17 protein-coding genes and 4 pseudogenes are annotated in these 18,396 nt (G+C 51.6%); 14 read left to right on the top strand and 7 right to left on the bottom strand.

Going from position 1 to position 18,396, the window contains the following annotated elements; translation table 11 throughout:
* Window positions 1-39: 39 nt before the first annotated feature.
* Window positions 40-576 carry a helix-turn-helix domain-containing protein gene (locus ACFK9X_RS12220; RefSeq protein WP_151116574.1) on the bottom strand — a complete coding sequence of 179 codons (537 nt, stop codon included), beginning with the start codon at window positions 574-576 and terminating at the stop codon, window positions 40-42.
* A 91-nt stretch (window positions 577-667) separates the two neighbouring features.
* On the opposite strand from ACFK9X_RS12220, the pseudogene ACFK9X_RS12225 reads away from it, so the two are divergent.
* A pseudogene (locus tag ACFK9X_RS12225) lies at window positions 668-1,828 on the top strand (benzoate/H(+) symporter BenE family transporter); the annotation flags it as partial.
* Here ACFK9X_RS12225 and ACFK9X_RS12230 read toward each other — a convergent pair.
* The 3 genes and pseudogenes from ACFK9X_RS12230 to tehA form a co-directional block, all read right to left on the bottom strand.
* Window positions 1,829-2,056 (bottom strand): annotated as a pseudogene (locus tag ACFK9X_RS12230) (DUF3313 family protein); the annotation flags it as partial.
* 155 nt (window positions 2,057-2,211) lie between these two features.
* Window positions 2,212-2,808, bottom strand: coding sequence for a tellurite resistance methyltransferase TehB (gene tehB, locus ACFK9X_RS12235; protein WP_000218280.1), 597 nt, complete (start codon window positions 2,806-2,808; stop codon window positions 2,212-2,214).
* Entirely contained in the window at window positions 2,795-3,808 is a 1,014-nt protein-coding gene (tehA, locus tag ACFK9X_RS12240; RefSeq protein ID WP_023200767.1) for a dicarboxylate transporter/tellurite-resistance protein TehA, read from the bottom strand. The genes tehB and tehA overlap by 14 nt, the downstream gene beginning before the upstream one ends.
* A 106-nt stretch (window positions 3,809-3,914) precedes the next feature.
* Here tehA and ydcK point away from each other — a divergent pair.
* Window positions 3,915-4,891 (top strand): annotated as a pseudogene (gene ydcK, locus ACFK9X_RS12245) (YdcK family protein).
* On the opposite strand, the gene rimL reads toward ydcK, so the two are convergent.
* On the bottom strand, window positions 4,888-5,427 hold the full coding sequence (gene rimL / locus ACFK9X_RS12250; protein ID WP_000229313.1) for a 50S ribosomal protein L7/L12-serine acetyltransferase: 540 nt from the start codon (window positions 5,425-5,427) through the stop codon (window positions 4,888-4,890). The pseudogene ydcK and the gene rimL sit on opposite strands and share 4 nt — an antisense overlap.
* A gap of 216 nt (window positions 5,428-5,643) precedes the next feature.
* On the opposite strand from rimL, the gene ACFK9X_RS12255 reads away from it, so the two are divergent.
* The 8 genes from ACFK9X_RS12255 (at window position 5,644) to aac(6') (ending at window position 11,641) form a co-directional block, all read left to right on the top strand.
* Window positions 5,644-6,762 carry a M42 family metallopeptidase gene (locus ACFK9X_RS12255; protein ID WP_000144631.1) on the top strand — a complete coding sequence of 373 codons (1,119 nt, stop codon included), beginning with the start codon at window positions 5,644-5,646 and terminating at the stop codon, window positions 6,760-6,762.
* Entirely contained in the window at window positions 6,759-7,040 is a 282-nt protein-coding gene (gene sgcB / locus ACFK9X_RS12260; RefSeq protein WP_000976132.1) for a PTS sugar transporter subunit IIB SgcB, read from the top strand. The genes ACFK9X_RS12255 and sgcB overlap by 4 nt, the downstream gene beginning before the upstream one ends.
* Window positions 7,041-7,050: 10 nt before the next feature.
* Window positions 7,051-8,364 carry a PTS sugar transporter subunit IIC SgcC gene (gene sgcC / locus ACFK9X_RS12265; protein WP_151116576.1) on the top strand — a complete coding sequence of 438 codons (1,314 nt, stop codon included), beginning with the start codon at window positions 7,051-7,053 and terminating at the stop codon, window positions 8,362-8,364.
* Window positions 8,365-8,377: 13 nt separating this feature from the next.
* Entirely contained in the window at window positions 8,378-9,184 is an 807-nt protein-coding gene (gene sgcQ / locus ACFK9X_RS12270) for a BtpA family protein SgcQ (RefSeq protein ID WP_000118615.1), read from the top strand.
* Window positions 9,185-9,315: 131 nt separating this feature from the next.
* Window positions 9,316-9,753, top strand: coding sequence for an SgcA family PTS sugar transporter subunit IIA (gene sgcA, locus ACFK9X_RS12275; protein ID WP_151116578.1), 438 nt, complete (start codon window positions 9,316-9,318; stop codon window positions 9,751-9,753).
* A gap of 11 nt (window positions 9,754-9,764) precedes the next feature.
* Entirely contained in the window at window positions 9,765-10,397 is a 633-nt protein-coding gene (locus tag ACFK9X_RS12280) for a ribulose-phosphate 3 epimerase family protein (protein WP_151116580.1), read from the top strand.
* Between the two features lie 15 nt (window positions 10,398-10,412).
* Window positions 10,413-11,204, top strand: a complete 792-nt coding sequence (locus tag ACFK9X_RS12285; protein WP_001682390.1) for a DeoR/GlpR family DNA-binding transcription regulator — start codon at window positions 10,413-10,415, stop codon at window positions 11,202-11,204.
* Entirely contained in the window at window positions 11,204-11,641 is a 438-nt protein-coding gene (gene aac(6'), locus ACFK9X_RS12290; RefSeq protein ID WP_151116582.1) for a cryptic aminoglycoside N-acetyltransferase AAC(6')-Iy/Iaa, read from the top strand. The genes ACFK9X_RS12285 and aac(6') overlap by 1 nt, the downstream gene beginning before the upstream one ends.
* Window positions 11,642-11,781: 140 nt before the next feature.
* Here the strand turns inward: aac(6') and ACFK9X_RS12295 are convergent, their stop codons facing one another.
* Window positions 11,782-13,035, bottom strand: a complete 1,254-nt coding sequence (locus ACFK9X_RS12295) for an enolase C-terminal domain-like protein (protein ID WP_151116584.1) — start codon at window positions 13,033-13,035, stop codon at window positions 11,782-11,784.
* 337 nt (window positions 13,036-13,372) lie between these two features.
* Here ACFK9X_RS12295 and ACFK9X_RS12300 point away from each other — a divergent pair, with 337 nt between their 5' ends.
* The 4 genes and pseudogenes from ACFK9X_RS12300 (at window position 13,373) to ACFK9X_RS12315 (ending at window position 17,450) form a co-directional block, all read left to right on the top strand.
* A complete protein-coding gene (locus ACFK9X_RS12300; protein ID WP_000125686.1) occupies window positions 13,373-14,140 on the top strand; it encodes an SDR family oxidoreductase in 768 nt (255 codons plus the stop codon).
* An 83-nt stretch (window positions 14,141-14,223) separates the two neighbouring features.
* Window positions 14,224-15,580 (top strand): annotated as a pseudogene (locus tag ACFK9X_RS12305) (MFS transporter).
* On the top strand, window positions 15,549-16,640 hold the full coding sequence (gene idnD / locus ACFK9X_RS12310) for an L-idonate 5-dehydrogenase (RefSeq protein WP_001131635.1): 1,092 nt from the start codon (window positions 15,549-15,551) through the stop codon (window positions 16,638-16,640). Before ACFK9X_RS12305 ends, idnD begins: the two are co-directional and overlap by 32 nt.
* Window positions 16,641-16,730: 90 nt before the next feature.
* A complete protein-coding gene (locus ACFK9X_RS12315; protein ID WP_151116586.1) occupies window positions 16,731-17,450 on the top strand; it encodes a FadR/GntR family transcriptional regulator in 720 nt (239 codons plus the stop codon).
* A 177-nt stretch (window positions 17,451-17,627) separates the two neighbouring features.
* Here the strand turns inward: ACFK9X_RS12315 and ACFK9X_RS12320 are convergent, their stop codons facing one another.
* On the bottom strand, window positions 17,628-18,203 hold the full coding sequence (locus ACFK9X_RS12320) for a YceI family protein (protein WP_001024322.1): 576 nt from the start codon (window positions 18,201-18,203) through the stop codon (window positions 17,628-17,630).
* Window positions 18,204-18,396: the final 193 nt, after the last annotated feature.

Below are 18,396 nucleotides of genomic sequence, written 5' to 3' on the forward strand. Positions count from 1 at the left end.
TGTAGTCAGAAGCGCAAACTAACGAAATAGTTTTCCCGCTTAATCACGTGGGTAATGGATCAGCGAGTGAAAATGAACCGTCTGGTCACTGCTGTTGCGATAGGTATGCGCCGTATCGCCGGCAAAACGCAAACCTTTACCGGCGTCTATGGTTTGCCATACCCCACCAGTACACATGTCCAGCCGACCCTGAATCACCACCACATGTTCGATAACGCCGGCTTTATGCGGCGTTGATTCGCTGACCGTGCCAGGCGCCAGCAATAGAGAAAAATAGTCAAAACAGAGTTCAGGGTCCCACGGAAACAGCGGTGTGATTACCATCGCTTGCTGCTGGGGATCGAAGGTTGGCGGAAATTCGGCCTGCGGCGGCGAAATAAACATTGAGAATGGAACGTTCAGGCCCGTCGCAATTTTCCACAGCGTTGTGACTGTCGGGCTGGATTCATTACGCTCTATCTGCCCCAACATGGCTTTTGAGACGCCGGAGATCTCCGCCAGACGCGATAAACTCCAGCCTCGCTGATGGCGTAACATTCTTAACGTGGTCGCCAGATAGTGTGTCAGGTTATCCATTTTCCCCCCCTGTAAGACCATAGCGTATCACTTGTACGCTATAACGCACAATGCTACATTGACTGACCGTTATAACGCACAAGAGGCGATCATGCGTCTGTTATCACTGCCGTTACCTACTGTATTATCTGGTCTGGTCGCCGTTCTGGTCGGCTATGCAAGTTCCGCCGCCATTATCTGGCAGGCGGCGCTTGCCGCTGGCGCAACACCCGCAGAGATCGCCGGCTGGATGACCGCCCTCGGTATAGCCATGGGCATAAGCACACTAACGTTAACCTTGTGGTATCGTGCGCCGGTTTTAACCGCCTGGTCAACGCCTGGCGCCGCTCTGTTGGTAACAGGGCTTCAGGGATTATCGTTGCCAGACGCCGTGGGCATATTCATTGTCGCCAATGCCCTGATTGTGCTGTGCGGCGTCACGGGATTGTTTGCGCGTTTGATGCGGATAATCCCCCATTCTCTTGCCGCCGCAATGCTGGCGGGAATACTGCTACGCTTCGGCCTGCAGGCGTTCGGGACGCTCAACGGAGAGTTTGTCATGTGCGGCGGTATGCTATTGGCGTGGCTACTCTTTAAAGTATTCGCGCCCCGCTATGCCGTTATTGCTGCCATGGTAATGGGAATAACGGTGGCGCTCATCCAGGGTAAGGTGGCGATGAGCGGTATTCATTTCGCGCCGGTGTGGCCCACCTTCGTTCCCCCCCACTTTTCATTCGCTCAAAGCCTGAGCGTCGCGGTACCGCTCTTCCTGGTGACGATGGCATCGCAAAACGCCCCCGGCGTCGCCACAATGAAGGCGTCTGGCTATCAGCTTCCTGTCTCTGTCTCTCCGTTAATGATTTTTACCGGATTGCTGGCGCTGCTGCTTTCGCCATTTGGCGTTTATTCTATCTGCATTGCCGCCATTACAGCCGCCATTTGTCAAAGCCCGGACGCACACCCCGATCCAACGCGTCGCTGGTTAGCGGCCGCCGCCGCAGGCGTTTTTTATTTACTTGCCGGGTGGTTTGGCGGTTCGATAACCGCGCTGATGGTCGCCCTGCCGGTTAGCTGGGTGCAAATGCTGGCTGGTCTGGCATTGTTAAGTACGATTAGCGGTAGCCTGTATCAGGCGCTTACTCACGAAAGTGAGCGTGACGCGGCAGTTATCGCATTTCTCGTCACCGCCAGCGGGCTAACGCTGATGGGCATCGGATCGGCATTCTGGGGGTTGATCGCTGGCGGAATAGGCTACGCAGTATTAACGAGAACGATAGTATGTTATCGGATTGTAAACAATACTGTCATAGTTAGAGTCATTGAAATGTGGATCTACCCAGCGCAACACCGGTTTCCCCGTGGCGGAGGTAGTTTCCTGCAGGTCCGAATAATTTTTTAAGAATCCAGAATACTTATCCGGCTGTGTGACTTTAGACGCACAGCCGGATAACGCCAGCAAGCCAGTAAGCACTGCAACTTTAAATAAAGTATGAGTACGCATGAAACGATCCCTTTAGTCTTCGCAATGATGCAAAGGAAATAATAGCAAAACGAAATCATTCTGGATGCACTAAAAATGGTAACGACAGCACAATTTGAACGCAGCGCCCGACAAAAAAATGCCGAACGCAGCGAGACTTACAGAACTTGCATCGCTCAGGCCGTTTTTCTCGCCAGCATCGTAGCAAAGCGCAGTTTGATACGGTTGCCGTTTTCGTCCGTGCGGTGAAGCTCGCCGACATCTTCGTTGTATTTCAGCATGTCCCATCCTTCGTAATAGCGGCGTAATTCGCCTTCTTTAAAAGCAAACGGGAATCCCACCGTACAGGGAAAGTCCGGCGTATCCATTGCCGCAACAATCAAATTATACCCGCCGGGTTTTGTGCAGCGTTGCATATTGGCAATTAAACCGGGAATGGTTTGCGCCTCAAGAAACATCATAACCACCGTCGAGAGAATAAAGTCGTACTCACCGTCAAAGGTCAATGTATTCAGATCGACAAGGTCGGTTTGCAGATTATCCAGCCCTTCTGCCGCTTTAATACGCTCAAGATTAGCCATACTGGCCGGATTTTTATCCCACGCGGTAACGTCATAACCGTTCGCGGCCAGATACAGACTATTACGGCCATTGCCACATCCCAAATCCAGCGTTCGGCCTGGCGCGACAACCTTTGCCGCCGCCAGCACATCCGAATGCGTGCGGGTTAAACCGTATTTCTCAGTAAAGTAATTTTCGTCACGAACGGTCATTTTTTTCCTCCGTTTTCAACAGTGCAGCGCGCTCAGTGCGAATAAGCAACGTCCCCTGCACCAGCAATAGAAATGTACGAACCAGCAATAAAGCGATAATAGCGTTAGTGAAAATAAACAGCGGGACGGCCAGAATATGGAAAAGCCCTGATTCACTACCGTGACCAAGATGTAACCCCGTGGTCGCCAGCGCGGAAACGCCGAACGAAAAACTCCAGAAGGAAGCATTAAACGGTTGTGATAAATACCAGGGCATTAATCGCAGCATAAATAAAAGCTGTAACAGACCGTAGCCGAATAGCATTTTCGCCAGCGTGTCGCCCTCCCCGCCATTGACGCTCAGCCAGGCGCTACAGGCGACCAGCGCGGGCGCCAGTTGGATACCCAGCGACGTACGCAGCACCGCCGGTAATTCGCCGCAGCTACGCAGTCGCTGCAAAATAACCGGCTCCAGACTTAACCATGAAAAGACGCCTGCGCCTAAAAACACCAGTCCGGCATCATTGTAACCGAGCGCTCCACAGGCCATAGCGCTGATAAAATTATTCGCTACCGTGGGCAGATAAAGTCCTGGGGTTGTCGCTTCTTCCGGATGCGCTCCGCGCCAAAGTCCCGCCGTCTGCCAGGCGGCATACGCCAGTTGTATGACGACCCCCACGCTGAATAGCGCAACGGACAACGGGCGATACCAGGGAACGAAACCGATCGCGACCAGCATCGTGGTGGCGGGAAACAGGCTGACAAAACTGCTCATTACCGGATGTCGCACTTCAGCCATCACGCTATGGGGAAAGCGCACCAGACGGCTAAGGAACGCCAGGGTCAAGAGAGCCCAAATAATCATCGCCAGGATCACCATGATGTCGCCGGGCCAGTGGCTTATTGCCCATATCTGGCTGGCATAACGCCAGGCGAATCCCATACCGATAATGCCAAGGACGATGCCAAAATAGCCCGCAGGCAGATTGAGCACGCGATCGCTCTGCTTGTGATTACGCATTTTGTTTAATTTATAAAGTATATTTGAAATGCATTTTATGGAATTTCTGGTTGTTTCGCCAGTACCTTTGCTACGGTTATCTTAATCGTTCACACGGAATTTCCCTATGATCAAATATCGACTGAGTGAAGAACCTCGTGCTTTTACTTATCAGGTAGACGGTGAGAAGAAAAGCGTCTTATTACGACAAGTTATTGCCGTAACGGATTTTAACGATGTTAAAGCCGGAACCTCCGGCGGCTGGGTTGATGCCGATAATGTGCTGTCACAACAGGGGGATTGCTGGATTTATGATGAAAACGCGATGGCCTTTGCGGGCACGGAAATTACGGGTAACGCGCGACGCAGCCGTGCACGCTCTACAATAACGTGCGAATAGGCGATAACGTCTGGATTGATCGCGCTGATATCAGCGATGGCGCACGGATAAGTGACAACGTCACCATTCAGTCCTCTTCCGTGCGCGGAGAGTGTGCGATTTATGGCGATGCCCGCGTGTTAAACCAGTCAGAAATTCTCGCCGTTCAGGGACTAACGCATGAACATGCGCAGATTTTACAAATTTACGATCGCGCCACCGTGAACCATTCGCGGATTGTCCATCAGGTACAGCTTTATGGCGACGCCACTATCACACACGCTTTTATTGAGCACCGGGCGGAGGTCTTTGATTTCGCGCTCATCGAAGGCAACAAAGACAATAATGTCTGGATCTGTGACTGCGCCAAAGTCTATGGCCATGCACGGGTTATCGCCGGCACAGAGGAAGATGCGATCCCTACCCTTCGCTACAGCTCGCAGGTAGCGGAACATGCATTAATCGAAGGCAACTGTGTGTTAAAACATCATGTGCTGGTAGGCGGACATGCTGAGGTACGCGGAGGCCCGATTTTACTGGACGACCGCGTGCTGATTGAAGGCCAGGCCTGTATACAGGGCGAAATTCTGATTGAGTACCAGGTCGAGATTAGCGGACGGGCGGCGGTGATAGCCTTTGACGGCAATACTATTCACCTGCGCGGCCCAAAAGTGATCAATGGCGAGGATCGTATTACGCGTACCCCCTTAGTCGGTTCCCTTTAATCCGCATCAATAATGCGGGCATACATATTAACGTCGTGATAGTCGCCGTTAAGATACTCCGCCTGCTTCATACAGCCTTCCAGCGTAAAATGGTTGCGCCGTGCGACTGCGTTACTGGCCTGATTATCAACGCGGCATTTAATGACGAAGCGCCGAATATCGCCGCGCCGGGCATAATGTGTCATCAGCGCCTGTAATGATTGCGACATTATCCCTTGTCCCTGGAGGGACTCATCCAGCCAGTAACCGATATAGGCGGCTTTGTTTACCGGTTCGATGGCATTAAATGAGAGTACGCCCGCCATCTCATTCTGGCAGAAAATCAGGTACATTTTGGCGTAACCACGCTGGTGCAACAGTATATTACCCTGCACATGCTTACGCGTTTCCTCCTGCGACGTGACATATTGCGGCCAGTCGAGCGACTGTTGTAGCCACACTTTGTTTTTGAGTACCAGTTGGTGCAGCGCCGGAACATGACTTTCATCTGCCGCTCGCAGTTCCAGCGTCGTGCTAACAGGAATAATTTCCACCATTGCGTTGCCCTTCTTCGTTGTTGGTCGTGATCACATAAATAGCCTGGTTTACCGATAACCCGCAGGTGATATGAGCGTTTTTATTGTATCGCCATCACATTATTTTTTATTGGCCATATTTAGCGTATTTCCGCGTGACACATTTCACACTTATCCAACCATTCTCCACCTATAAAACGCTCAACGACTGATTGTTTTATCACCACGGAGACGCCAATGACCTTTTCTGTGCAGGAAACGCTTTTTTCTTTACTGCGGCTAAACGGGATTTCAGGACATGAAAGCAGTATTGCAAACGTTATGCAGCACGCGTTTGAACAGCAGGCCAAAGACGTCTGGCGGGATCGCCTAGGCAATGTCGTCGCCCGTTATGGCAGCGACAAATCCGACGCGCTTCGCCTGATGATTTTTGCGCATATGGATGAAGTGGGTTTTATGGTACGCAAGATCGAACCCTCCGGCTTTTTACGTTTTGAACGCGTGGGCGGCCCGGCGCAAATTACTATGCCCGGTTCGGTTGTGACGCTTGCCGGACGTTCAGGCGATATCATGGGCTGTATCGGTATTAAAGCATATCACTTCGCGAAGGGTGACGAGCGCACCCAGCCTCCCGCGCTCGATAAACTCTGGATTGATATCGGCGCAAAAGATAAAGCAGATGCCGAACGAATGGGTATTCAGGTGGGGACGCCAGTAACCCTTTACAACCCGCCGCACTGTCTGGGTAACGACCTGGTATGCAGTAAGGCGCTGGACGACAGGCTGGGGTGTACGGCGCTACTGGGCGTCGCCGAGGCTCTCGCCTCCACACCGCTCGATATCGCGGTGTTCCTGGTCGCGTCGGTACAGGAAGAGTTCAATATTCGCGGTATTGTTCCCGTTTTACGACGCGTGCGCCCCGACCTGGCGATTGGTATTGATATCACCCCATCCTGTGACACGCCTGACCTGCAGGATTACTCAGATGTGCGGGTCAACCACGGCGTCGGCATCACCTGTCTGAACTATCATGGACGCGGTACGTTGGCGGGACTGATTACGCCGCCGCGTTTGCTGCGGATGCTGGAGACCACCGCGCACGAAAATAATATTCCCGTACAGCGTGAAGTCGCGCCAGGCGTCATCACCGAAACAGGCTACATTCAGGTTGAACTGGACGGTATTCCCTGCGCCAGTCTTTCTATTCCCTGCCGCTATACCCACTCGCCAGCCGAAGTAGCCAGCCTGCGCGACCTGACTGATTGTATCCGTTTACTGACTGCGCTGGCCAATATGTCGCCAGAACAGTTTCCCATTGAGCCTGAAACAGGCGCTACACAAGAGGCACGACCATGATGAAAAAGATCCTTGTGGCATGTGGTACCGGCATGTCGACATCAACCATGATTGCACAAAAACTGCAGGACTTTCTTGCGGAGCAAGGCATTGCGGCAACCACGGCGCAATGTTGTCTGAATGAGATCCCGTTGAACTGTAACGGTATGGATCTCATCGTAACGTCCATGCGTACGCACAGTGACTATGGCATCCCGACGCTCAACGGCGCCGCCCTGCTGACAGGCATCAACGACGACGCATTAAAACAAGAAATCAAGGCGCTGTTAACACAATAAAGGGGGCATTATGTTTGATTACATCCTGTCTCTCGGCGGCACCGTCTTTGTGCCCATCATTATGATTATCATCGGCTTAATCTTTCGTATTCCCTGGCTGCAGGCGGTGAAAGCCGGGGTAACGGTCGGCATCGGTTTTGTCGGCATGGGGTTGGTGATCGTCATGGCGATCGACAGTCTCAGTCCGCCGATTAAAGTGATGATTGAGCGTTTTGGCCTGACGCTGCATGTGTTTGACGTCGGCGCCGGGCCCGCATCCGGCGTCGGCTATGCGACGGCCATCGGCGCGATGATCATTCCCGTTATCTTTCTGCTCAACGTCGGTATGCTGGTGACTCGTCTGACCAAAACCATGAACGTTGATATTTATAACTACTGGCACTACGCCATTACCGGAACGGTCGTCCAGTTGATGACCGGCAGTCTGATTTATGGCGTACTGGGCGCGATTTGCCACGCCGCCTTGTCGTTGAAAATGGCCGACTGGACGGCGAAACGGGTACAGAACATTGTGGGTCTGGAAGGGATTTCTATTCCGCAAGGGTATGGCTCCAGCTCCGTGCCGTTGTTCGTATTGCTGGATGCGATATACGAAAAAATACCGTTTATGAAAGGACGCAATATTGATGCTCAGGAGATCCAAAAACGGTATGGGATGGTTGGCGACCCGGTGATCATTGGCGTTGTTCTCGGGCTGATCTTCGGACTTGCCGCAGGCGAAGGCTTTAAAGGGTGCGCAACCTTAATGATTACCGTGGCGGCGATTATGGTGCTGTTTCCGCGCATGATTCGCCTTATCGTTGAGGGATTAATGCCCATTTCCGACGGCGCACGTAAGTTCTTCCAGAAACACTTTAAAGGGCGCGAAGTCTTTATCGGTCTGGATACCGCAGTGACGTTAGGCCATCCGACCACCATCGCGGTTGGACTGCTGTTAATTCCCATCATGTTAATTCTGGCGAGCATACTGCCGGGCAATAAAGTCCTGCCGCTGGCTGATTTACCGGTTGCGCCGTTTTTTATCTGCATGGCCACGGTTATTCATCGCGGCGATCTGATTCGTACTCTGCTCAGCGGCATCATTGTCATGATTACCGTTCTGCTGATCGCCACCCAGTTCGCACCGTACTTTACCGATATGGCGCTCAAAGGCGGCTTTAGCTTCGCCGCTGAAAACGCGCAAATTACCGCGCTGTCGGTGGGAAATATGTTTGGCTGGTCAATATCTGAATTGATGTCGCTGGGCATGATTGGTGTGGTTATTGTGGTCGGCATTGTCGCCAGCATCATACTTGTCTTACGTAAACATGAACTACCGGAATAAGGAGCAACCCAGAATGAGTTGGCTAAAAGAGGTAATAGGAACGGAAAAAGCCGTTATCGCCATGTGCCATTTACGGGCGCTGCCGGGCGATCCCGGGTTCGATACCAGGAAAGGCATGAATTGGGTAATTGACCGCGCCCATGACGATTTAATGGCGCTACAAAATGGCGGCGTGGATGCGGTGATGTTCTCCAACGAATTTAGTCTGCCTTATTTAACGAAAGTCAGACCGGAAACGACCGCCGCGATGGCAAGAATCATCGGTCAGTTAATGAGTGAAATCCGCGTACCGTTTGGGGTAAACGTGTTGTGGGACCCTGTGGCCTCGTTTGATTTGGCGATGGCGACCGACGCAAAATTTATTCGCGAAATTTTCACCGGCGCTTACGCCAGCGATTTTGGCGTCTGGGATACGAATGTCGGCGAAACCATTCGCCATCAGCATCGCATCGGCGCAGGCCACGTGAAAACGCTGTTTAACATCGTGCCGGAAGCGGCGGTGTATCTGGGAAACCGGGATGTCTGTTCAATTGCGAAATCGACCGTATTTAACAATAACCCCGATGCCCTGTGCGTCTCGGGGCTGACGGCGGGCGCTCGCACGGATAGCGCCATACTGAAGCGAGTAAAAGAGACCGTCCCCGACACGGTCGTGCTGGCGAATACCGGGGTGTGTCTGGAAAACGTCGAGGAGCAGCTCTGCATTGCCGACGGATGCGTAACGGCAACCACGTTTAAAAAAGACGGCGTCTTCGCCAACTTTGTCGACCAGGCGCGCGTGGCGAAGTTTATGGAGAAAGTACGCCATATCCGACAATAAAATGGGGATAAGCAAAACGCTTATCCCCTGCAGAGAGCGATAACTCTTCTGCCGATCTCCGTCGCCTTCGCCAAAAGACACGCCGGGGATCGGTTTCAGAGTAACCCGAACCGGCAAGGAGTCAACGATCGATGATTAATGATGTTAAGTGGGTTCAGGCGCAACGCCATGCCAGCGACTGGCGACACGCGCTGGATATCGCCGTCCGTCCGCTGATTACCTTCGGCGCGGCGGCCCTCTGCTACCTGGACGGTATTATTGAGAACACCCTTAAATGGGGGCCATATTATCTTATCGCGCCGGGGATTGCGCTGCCCCATGCCAGACCAGAGCAAGGCGCTAACCATAATCAAATCAGCGTCACTACGTTAGCAACGCCGGTCGCTTTCGGTAATGCGGATTGCGATCCCATCTGGCTGTTGCTTTGCGCCAGCGCCACGGATGCCGAAGCACATATTCGCACCATCCAACGTATCAGCCAGTGGCTCGACTCGCCGGAAAGTGTCGCGATGCTGCAAGATGCGCCAAATGATGCAGCGCTTTTCGCGCAATTAACCGCATTGCGCTGAAGGAGGTTCCGATGATCCTGCACCCTTCACTGGCCTCCGCCGATCCGCTGCGCTATGCCGAGGCGTTGACCGCTTTACACGATGCGCCTCTCGGCTCGCTGCATCTGGATATCGAAGATACCAGTTTCATCAATAATATTACCTTCGGTATGAAAACCATTCAGGCGGTCGCACAATACACTCGCCATCCGCTCTCATTTCACCTGATGGTCTCATCGCCGCAACGCTGGTTACCCTGGCTTGCAGCTATCCGCCCCGGCTGGATTTTCATTCATGCCGAAAGCGTGCAAAACCCCCCGGAGATTCTGGCGGATATTCGCGCTATCGGGGCGAAAGTAGGACTGGCGCTTAACCCGGCAACGCCGCTATTGCCTTATCGTTATCTGGCATTGCAACTGGATGCGCTGATGATCATGACCAGCGAACCCGACGGACGCGGACAGCAATTTATCGCCGCGATGTGTGAAAAAGTGAGCCAGGGCAGAGAGCATTTCCCTGCTGCGGAATGCTGGGCGGACGGCGGTATTACACTTCGCGCCGCACGGCTGCTTGCCGCCGCAGGCGCACAGCATCTGGTGATTGGCCGGGCGTTATTCACGACGGCGAACTATGATGTGACGTTGTCACAATTCACCGCGCTATAAAGGAGTCATATGCTGATGAGCCAACAGCGCCCCGACCGTATCAAACAGATGTTGCATTACCTTTGGCAACACAGGCACCTCTCAACACAGCAAGCTATTGAGCTTTTTGGCTATGCAGAGGCAACCGTGCGCCGGGATTTTCACTATATTGCCAGCCGTTATCCCGGTATGGTTCGCGGCCATGGTTGTATTGACTTCGACGACAGTACGGAAGATAAAGAATATGTTTTCGACGTTAAGCGGACGTTACAAAGCGAGGCGAAACGCGAAATCGCTGCCCTCGCCCGCACGTTCATCAAGGATGGAGACTGCTTTTTTCTCGACTCCGGCTCCACCTGTCTGGAACTGGCAAAATGTCTGGTCGACGCCAAAGTAAAAGTCATTTGCAATGACATCAAAATCGCTAATGAACTGGGTGGCTTCCCACACGTAGAGAGTTACATTATCGGCGGACTGATTCGCCCCGGTTACTTTTCGGTGGGCGAGAGTCTGGCGCTGGAGATGATTAACGCCTTTGCCGTTGAACGCGCCTTTATCTCCTGCGATGCGCTGTCGATTGAAACGGGCATCACCAACGCTACCATGTTTGAAGTGGGCGTTAAAACGCGCATTATTCAGCGCTCACGCGAGGTCATATTGATGGCCGATCACTCAAAGTTTGATACTGTAGAACCCCATGCGGTGGCGACGCTGTCCTGTATTACTACCATTCTTAGCGACAGCGCGCTCCCGTCTGCTATCGCCCGACGTTATCAGCAGGCGGGGTGCCGTCTCATCATGCCAGACCCCTCATCAGGAGCGCGTTAATGGACATCAGGCAAATGAACAAAACCCATCTGGAGCTCTGGCGCGGATTGCGAAAACAGCTCTGGCCTGGTCACCCGGATGACGCCCATCTGGCGGACGGCGAAGAAATTCTGCAAGCCGATCATCTGGCATCATTTATTGCGATGGCAGACGGGGTGGCGATTGGCTTTGCGGATGCCTCAATCCGCCACGATTATGTTAATGGCTGTGACAGTTCGCCCGTGGCTTTCCTTGAAGGTATTTTTGCTCTCCCCTCATTCCGTCAACGCGGCGTAGCGAAACAATTGATTGCAGCGGTGCAACGATGGGGAACGAATAAAGGGTGTCGGGAAATGGCCTCTGATACCTCGCCGGAAAATACAATTTCCCAGAAAGTTCACCAGGCGTTAGGATTTGAGGAAACAGAGCGCGTCATTTTCTACCGAAAGCGTTGTTGAGGGAAATATTCAGGCTCCTTATAGAGAAGTGGTCACTGATTAAAAAGCAGCCTCAATATACAATAATTCCTGTTTCTAAAACGGAGTCCATCAGGACGTCGGGAATAAGACCCGGCAAATGCAAGCCGGGCCTTCATTGCTTACGGTCTTGAGGCCGTACCGTCTGGTGTGCGCGCCATTGTCCAGGATGGGATTCCCCCCTCGCACGGATATTTCGCCGCTTTGGCTTCATCAATGTCAATACCCAGACCCGGCTTATCGTTCAGATAGGCATAACCGTGGTCAATCTCAGGGCAGCCCGGGAAGACATCACGCAGCGCGTCGTTCATTGGCGTGTATTCCTGAATGCCAAAGTTCGGTGAACTCAAATCCAAATGCATATTGGCGCAAACCCCGACTGGAGAAATGTCGCCCGGCCCGTGCCATGCGGTGCGCACACCGTTCAGTTCGCTGTAGACAGCAAGTTTCTTCGCCGGCGTAATGCCGCCGATGGTACTCACGTGGCAGCGAATGTAGTCGATGAGCCTGTTGTCGATGAGCGGCTTCCACTCATTCACATTCACAAACAGCTCACCCATGGATATCGGAGTGGAAGACTGCTGGCGCAGCATTTTCAGCCAGTCGATGTTTTCCGGTGCCACCGGATCCTCAAGATAAAATAGTTGATACTGTTCAAGCGTTTTGGCCAGATTAATGGCAGTCACCGGGGTCACGCGCTCATGTACATCATGAATAAATTCGATGCCAAAACCGAGCTTGTTACGCAGGTGGTCGAACAGACGCGGAACGCTTTTGGCGTAGGCATCCGGGTCAAAGTAGATGCCGGGCGTTTTGCTGCGCGGTGAACGTTTCGGCTGAATGTTCTTCGCACGAGCTAGCTGCGTGGCGATCAGTTTAAGGTCATCGGTCCCCGCACCGCCATACATTCCCATCTGGCAGCGAACGTACTGGTAACCCTCCTCCATTCTGGCTCGGATGTTATCTTCCACTTCAACTTCATCACCACCATCGGTGTGGCAGTACATTGGGATCCCATCACGACATTTGCCGCCCAGCAGATCATAAACCGGCATCCCCGCTAGCTTACCTTTGATATCCCACAGTGCCATGTCCACGCCGGACAATGCATTGTTCATGATCGGGCCATTGCGCCAGTAGCCGCTCACCACGCCTGACTGCCAGATGTCCTCAATACGGGTCGGATCTTTGCCAACCAGAAAAGGCGCCATGTACTCATCGATCGCGCTTTTTACCGCGAAGATACGCTGGGTAAATGTCGCGCATCCTAGCCCATACAGCCCTGGCTCGTTGGTTTCTATCTTAACGACTGCCAAATCAATGCCGCCCGGCGCCGTCAGAATCGTTTTCACGTTGGTAATTTTCAGGTTACTCACTTTCACTCCTTAACTCAGCGAATTTACCGCATGTCATACCGTTGTGGATGATACAACAGATATGTGTAAGTTGTCCTACAACTTTATGCTGTTATATCACGCTTCTTTTACAGCGGATCGCTGCGAGTGCCATTCTGTGACAGCGATCAAACTGCGTTAAATTCAAATCAAATATATACATATAATTCAATCAATTAATATTAATTACGCGGTCGCTATGTGGAGCTGTTTGTGATCCTTGTTGCAAATTCATGGGTGAACTGTTGATTTTATCAGGGCGAAAATTCAACCTAAAAAAGGATAGTCGTCATACAAATTAAACAAGTGAGGAAACAACATGACCGCTTTATTTGATTTAACTGGGAAAACGGCGCTGGTAACGGGTTCTGCACGAGGACTGGGCTTTGCCTACGCAGAGGGTCTTGCCGCTGCGGGTGCACGGGTTATCCTGAATGATATTCGCGCCACGCTGTTGGCCGAATCAGTGGATACGCTGACCAGAAAAGGCTACGACGCGCATGGCGTGGCTTTTGACGTCACCGATGAACTGGCGATTGAGGCAGCTTTTAGCAAACTTGATGCAGAAGGGATCCATGTTGATATCCTGATCAATAACGCCGGTATTCAGTACCGCAAACCAATGGTCGAGCTGGAGCTGGAAAACTGGCAGAAGGTGATCGACACTAACCTGACCAGCGCATTTTTAGTCTCCCGCTCGGCGGCAAAACGGATGATCGCCCGCAACAGCGGCGGCAAAATTATTAATATCGGCTCGCTTACCAGCCAGGCGGCCCGCCCGACTGTTGCCCCGTACACGGCAGCAAAAGGCGGCATCAAAATGCTCACCTGCTCGATGGCTGCTGAATGGGCGCAGTTTAATATCCAGACCAACGCCATTGGACCTGGCTACATTCTGACCGACATGAACACCGCGCTTATTGAAGACAAGCAGTTCGATAGCTGGGTGAAAAGCAGCACCCCTTCTCAACGTTGGGGTCGTCCGGAAGAGCTCATCGGCACCGCCATCTTCTTATCATCCAAAGCATCAGATTATATCAACGGGCAGATTATTTACGTCGATGGTGGCTGGCTCGCAGTTTTATAAGTCGCCCGCACTCTACCTACTCGCCTTTAAAATTGATGGCATGTGTTTACCCCGATGCATGCCGATATAACACAGGTATTATTATGAAGGCTTCAAGACAACGACTCTTTATTCTCACATTGCTGTTTATTGTGACTGCAATTAATTATATGGATCGCGCCAATCTTGCCGTCGCTGGTTCGAATATCCAGAATGATTTCAGTCTGACGCCAACACAACTGGGTTTGCTTTTCTCCATGTTTACCTGGGCCTACGCTGCCAGTCAAATTCCTGTCGGCTATGTTCTTGATCGCATTGGCTCACGTATTCTTTATGGTGGTGCGATTATTCTGTGGAGTATTTTTACCTTTATGATGGGGTTCGCCTCACACCATTTATTCGCGACGGCAACCGCTTCATTTGCAATTCTTCTGGCCTGCCGCGCATTAATTGGTGTTGCCGAAGCGCCATCCTTCCCGTCTAACACAAAAATAATCGCCACCTGGTTCCCGGACCATGAACGTGCCCGTGCGACCGCGATTTATTCCAGTGCACAATATATCGGTCTCGCGCTGCTGACGCCTGCCCTCGCCTTTATTGTGGCTAACTACGGTTGGGAAATGTCGTTTTATCTGTCCGGTGGCGCCGGTATTCTGTTTGGCATCTACTGGCTTATGTATTACCGCGATCCACAGCACTGCTGTGAACCAGGCCGAACTGGATTATATCAAAGCAGGCGGCGGCTATGGCTCGGAGAACCAATCCTCCGTGAGTGCAAAAATCAGCTGGCAAAATATTAAATTCTTCCTCAGCAAAAAAACGATTTGGGGTTTGTTCATCACCCAGTTTGCCTGCTCGTCTACGCTCTATTTTTTCCTGACCTGGTTTATTGTTTACCTGGAAAAAGGACTGCATCTCTCTATTTCCAAAGCCGGGATAGGCGCCATGCTGCCCTATATTATGGCGATGCTTGGGGTGCTCTGTGGCGGTACGCTAAGCGACATGCTGCTGAAAAAAGGAAAATCCCGAACGCTGGCACGAAAATTACCCGTTATGGCTGGCCTGTGCGTCACCATGATTATTGGCCTGGTCAATTTCTTTGAAAACCAGCCAGTTATTGCGATTGTCATTCTGTCTGTTGCGTTCTTTGCCAACGCCTTTTCAAACCTGGGCTGGATGGTCTGGAGCGATGTAATTCCCCGTAATTTTCTCGGGACTATGGGTGGCTTTTTAAATATTTGCGGCAACCTTTCGGGGATCGTTAGCCCAATTGTTATTGGGGTTATTCTCCAGCGCACGCAAAACTTCCAGTATGCCATGTGGTATATCGCAGGCGTCGCCGGACTGGGCTTATTAGCCTACATATTCCTGGTGGGCAAAATTGAAGTGATCCTGCCTGGAGAAAAGAATGCCGACACTGTGGATAAGAATGCCATTAACCCGGCAACTGCCAACAAATAATGAGGTCATTATCAAAATGGAAAAAATAACCTGTAACGCTTGTCTGGCCCATGCGGAAAAAGACGTACGCTTTGAATCACGTGAAATCGAGCACAGTGAACATGACGTCGTCGTGAAGGTCGCCTGCGGCGGCATCTGTGGCTCTGATATTCACTACTATCAGCATGGCCGCGCGGGGATGTCTGTCCTCAAGCATCCGATGGTGATTGGCCATGAGTTTGTTGGCGTGATCAGCAAAGTGCCAGCAGGCAGCGACCTGAAAGTGGGCCAGACGGTTGCGGTGAACCCGTCCAGCCCATGCAATCAGTGCGAGATGTGCCTTTCCGGCCATCAAAATCTGTGCGGTTCCATGCGCTTTATGGGCAGCGCGCAGTTCAATCCGCATGTGAATGGCGGTTTTTCTGAATACGTGGTGGTAAAACCGGAGCAATGCATTCCTTACGACAGGCGCGTGCCCGCAAACGTGATGGCCTTTTCGGAGCCGCTGGCGGTCGCCATTCATGCAGTAAAAAAGGCAGGCCAGTTGACCGGCAAACGCGTACTGGTGATTGGCGCAGGCCCCATTGGTTGTCTGATCCTCGCGGCGGCGCGCAGTGCCGGAGCATCTGAACTGGTAGCATCCGATCTCAGCCCACGCTGTCTGGAACTGGCACGCCAAATGGGGGCCACAGCGGTGATGGATCCGCGCGATGAAGAACAGGTTGCCCATTATCAGCAGCATAAAGGCTACTTTGATGTCGTGTTTGAGGCCTCCGGCGCGCCGATTGCCGTGGCATCCACCGTCGACTTCACCCGCCCTGCCGGCACCATCGTTCAGGTGGGGATGGGCGCCAGCCCGGTAAGCTGGCCGGTGTCAACGATGCTGGTTAAAGAACTCAACTGGGTCGGCTCATTCCGTTTTATCGGTGAGTTCATCACCGCGGTACGCTGGCTGGAAGATGGGCGCGTCGATCCTCGCCCGCTTATCAGCGCCGAGTTCCCGCCCCAGCAAATTGAAGACGCGCTGATTACCGCCACAGACAAAAATGTCTCTGCTAAGGTACTCATTCGTTTCGATTAACGGTGAAAAGCGCCCGGCCGGGCGCTTTGTTCTTAAAAGAGAATTGTTATATAATAAAGCACTTCAGCGACATCTTAACGGATACCCATCTTGAGCATAAAATCCATTCAAAAACAGAATGTTGTAAATGAAATTTATGATCAGATAAGCAGCAAACTGCTGGACGGCAGTTGGGCGCCGGGTAGCCGTTTGCCCTCAGAAGCGGAACTGACCGCCTCATTTAACGTCAGCCGGGTCAGCGTTCGCAGCGCAATACAGCGTTTTCGTGACCTGGGGATTGTGGTGACGCGTCAGGGCAGCGGCAGCTACGTGAGCGAAAACTTCACCCCGCAGATGTTGAGTAACGATCCCCGCCCAATCATGCACCTTAGCCGCGAAGAGTTTCACGATATGATGATTTTTCGTCAGACCGTGGAGTTCAAATGCGTGGAGCTCGCCGTCACACACGCCACCGATGATGACATTCGCCAGCTCGAGGAAGCATTGAACAACATGCTGATCCACAAAGGTGATTATAAAAAATACTCGGAAGCGGACTACGAGTTCCATCTGGCGATTGTCAGGGCATCGCACAACAGCGTGTTCTACAACGTGATGAGCTCGATTAAAGACATCTATTACTACTATCTTGAAGAGCTTAACCGTGCGCTGGGTATTACCCTTGAAAGTGTGGAAGCCCATATCAAGGTCTACATGTCGATAAAGAATCGCGATGCCAGCACGGCCGTCGAAGTGCTCAATGAAGCGATGTCAGGCAATATTATTGCGATCGAAAAAATCAAATCTACAGAGACATCAGGGACAAAATAACCGTTGGTTACAAGCTTAAGTAGTAGAACAATTTAACATATCTGAATCCGAAATAGTTGCCATCAACTATTTAGTGACATAGTCCCACTTTAAAATCGTGGCAGTGCGGCCTGAAATCAGCGAAGCTTCAAATAGCCAAGCCCCCTTAACATACAATAATTTTCATCATCATTCCCTTTATTGCTTAACCGCTTCTGCCTGAATTTTTATATCGACAACTTTCGTCATCCCCATATCGACCAGATAATCTACACCCCACTGGGTGCGATCTATTTGCGTGACAAAATCACCACCGCAAACCTGCGCCTTGAATATCGGGCTCATATAACAGCCAAACTTGGTGGTGGTTAAGGTGACGGGCTTCGTTACTCCCTTCATTGTTAGCAAACCGTCAATAGAAACCGGTTTATTATCTTCAAAATGCCATTTTGTTGATTTAAATACCATTTCTGGATATTTTTCCGCATCCAGAATATCGCTACTGCGGATATGGTTATCAAACGCATCCACCCCGGTATTTAAGGCGCTCACGGGAATCGTCACACGCATCTCTGCGACTTGCTTTTCCGGCTGATATTTCAGTTCGCCGCTAATAGCATAAAACCCGCCATGATTGGTTGAGGTCTGGAAATGATCGATATTAAATACCGCATTGGTATGCGTATTATCAAATTTATATACATCTGCATGAGCAGCACTTAATAACCCCAGAGACAGGACAGCACCAAGAAAACTCTTTTTCATTATATTCACTTTATATCTTAAATAAGGTGAAGTTATCTTAATGTTCCCTGTCCGCAGGATCGAGAGGGATAAACAGGAAGGGCTGTTGCAAAAATAGAACGATGGAAAGGCCGTGTCACAAAAACAGCGGCTCACGAATGGGTTTATGTCAGGGCAATTTCCGGAACCTGTACCGCCTTTGTGGCGGTACAGAAGGCAAACT

Source organism: Salmonella sp. WC3, from assembly GCF_042932255.1.
GTDB lineage: Bacteria > Pseudomonadota > Gammaproteobacteria > Enterobacterales > Enterobacteriaceae > Salmonella > Salmonella enterica.

Bases quoted from the DNA above. Each gene is read 5' to 3' on its own strand.
- tehA (WP_023200767.1), bottom strand. From the start codon at position 3,808: ATGCGTAATCACAAGCAGAGCGATCGCGTGCTCAATCTGCCTGCGGGC.
- sgcA (WP_151116578.1), top strand. From the start codon at position 9,316: ATGATTAATGATGTTAAGTGGGTTCAGGCGCAACGCCATGCCAGCGAC.
- sgcC (WP_151116576.1), top strand. From the start codon at position 7,051: ATGTTTGATTACATCCTGTCTCTCGGCGGCACCGTCTTTGTGCCCATC.
- ACFK9X_RS12300 (WP_000125686.1), top strand. From the start codon at position 13,373: ATGACCGCTTTATTTGATTTAACTGGGAAAACGGCGCTGGTAACGGGT.
- tehB (WP_000218280.1), bottom strand. From the start codon at position 2,808: ATGACCGTTCGTGACGAAAATTACTTTACTGAGAAATACGGTTTAACC.
- sgcQ (WP_000118615.1), top strand. From the start codon at position 8,378: ATGAGTTGGCTAAAAGAGGTAATAGGAACGGAAAAAGCCGTTATCGCC.
- idnD (WP_001131635.1), top strand. From the start codon at position 15,549: ATGCCATTAACCCGGCAACTGCCAACAAATAATGAGGTCATTATCAAA.
- rimL (WP_000229313.1), bottom strand. From the start codon at position 5,427: ATGGTGGAAATTATTCCTGTTAGCACGACGCTGGAACTGCGAGCGGCA.
- ACFK9X_RS12220 (WP_151116574.1), bottom strand. From the start codon at position 576: ATGGATAACCTGACACACTATCTGGCGACCACGTTAAGAATGTTACGC.
- ACFK9X_RS12285 (WP_001682390.1), top strand. From the start codon at position 10,413: ATGAGCCAACAGCGCCCCGACCGTATCAAACAGATGTTGCATTACCTT.
- ACFK9X_RS12255 (WP_000144631.1), top strand. From the start codon at position 5,644: ATGACCTTTTCTGTGCAGGAAACGCTTTTTTCTTTACTGCGGCTAAAC.
- sgcB (WP_000976132.1), top strand. From the start codon at position 6,759: ATGATGAAAAAGATCCTTGTGGCATGTGGTACCGGCATGTCGACATCA.
- ACFK9X_RS12280 (WP_151116580.1), top strand. From the start codon at position 9,765: ATGATCCTGCACCCTTCACTGGCCTCCGCCGATCCGCTGCGCTATGCC.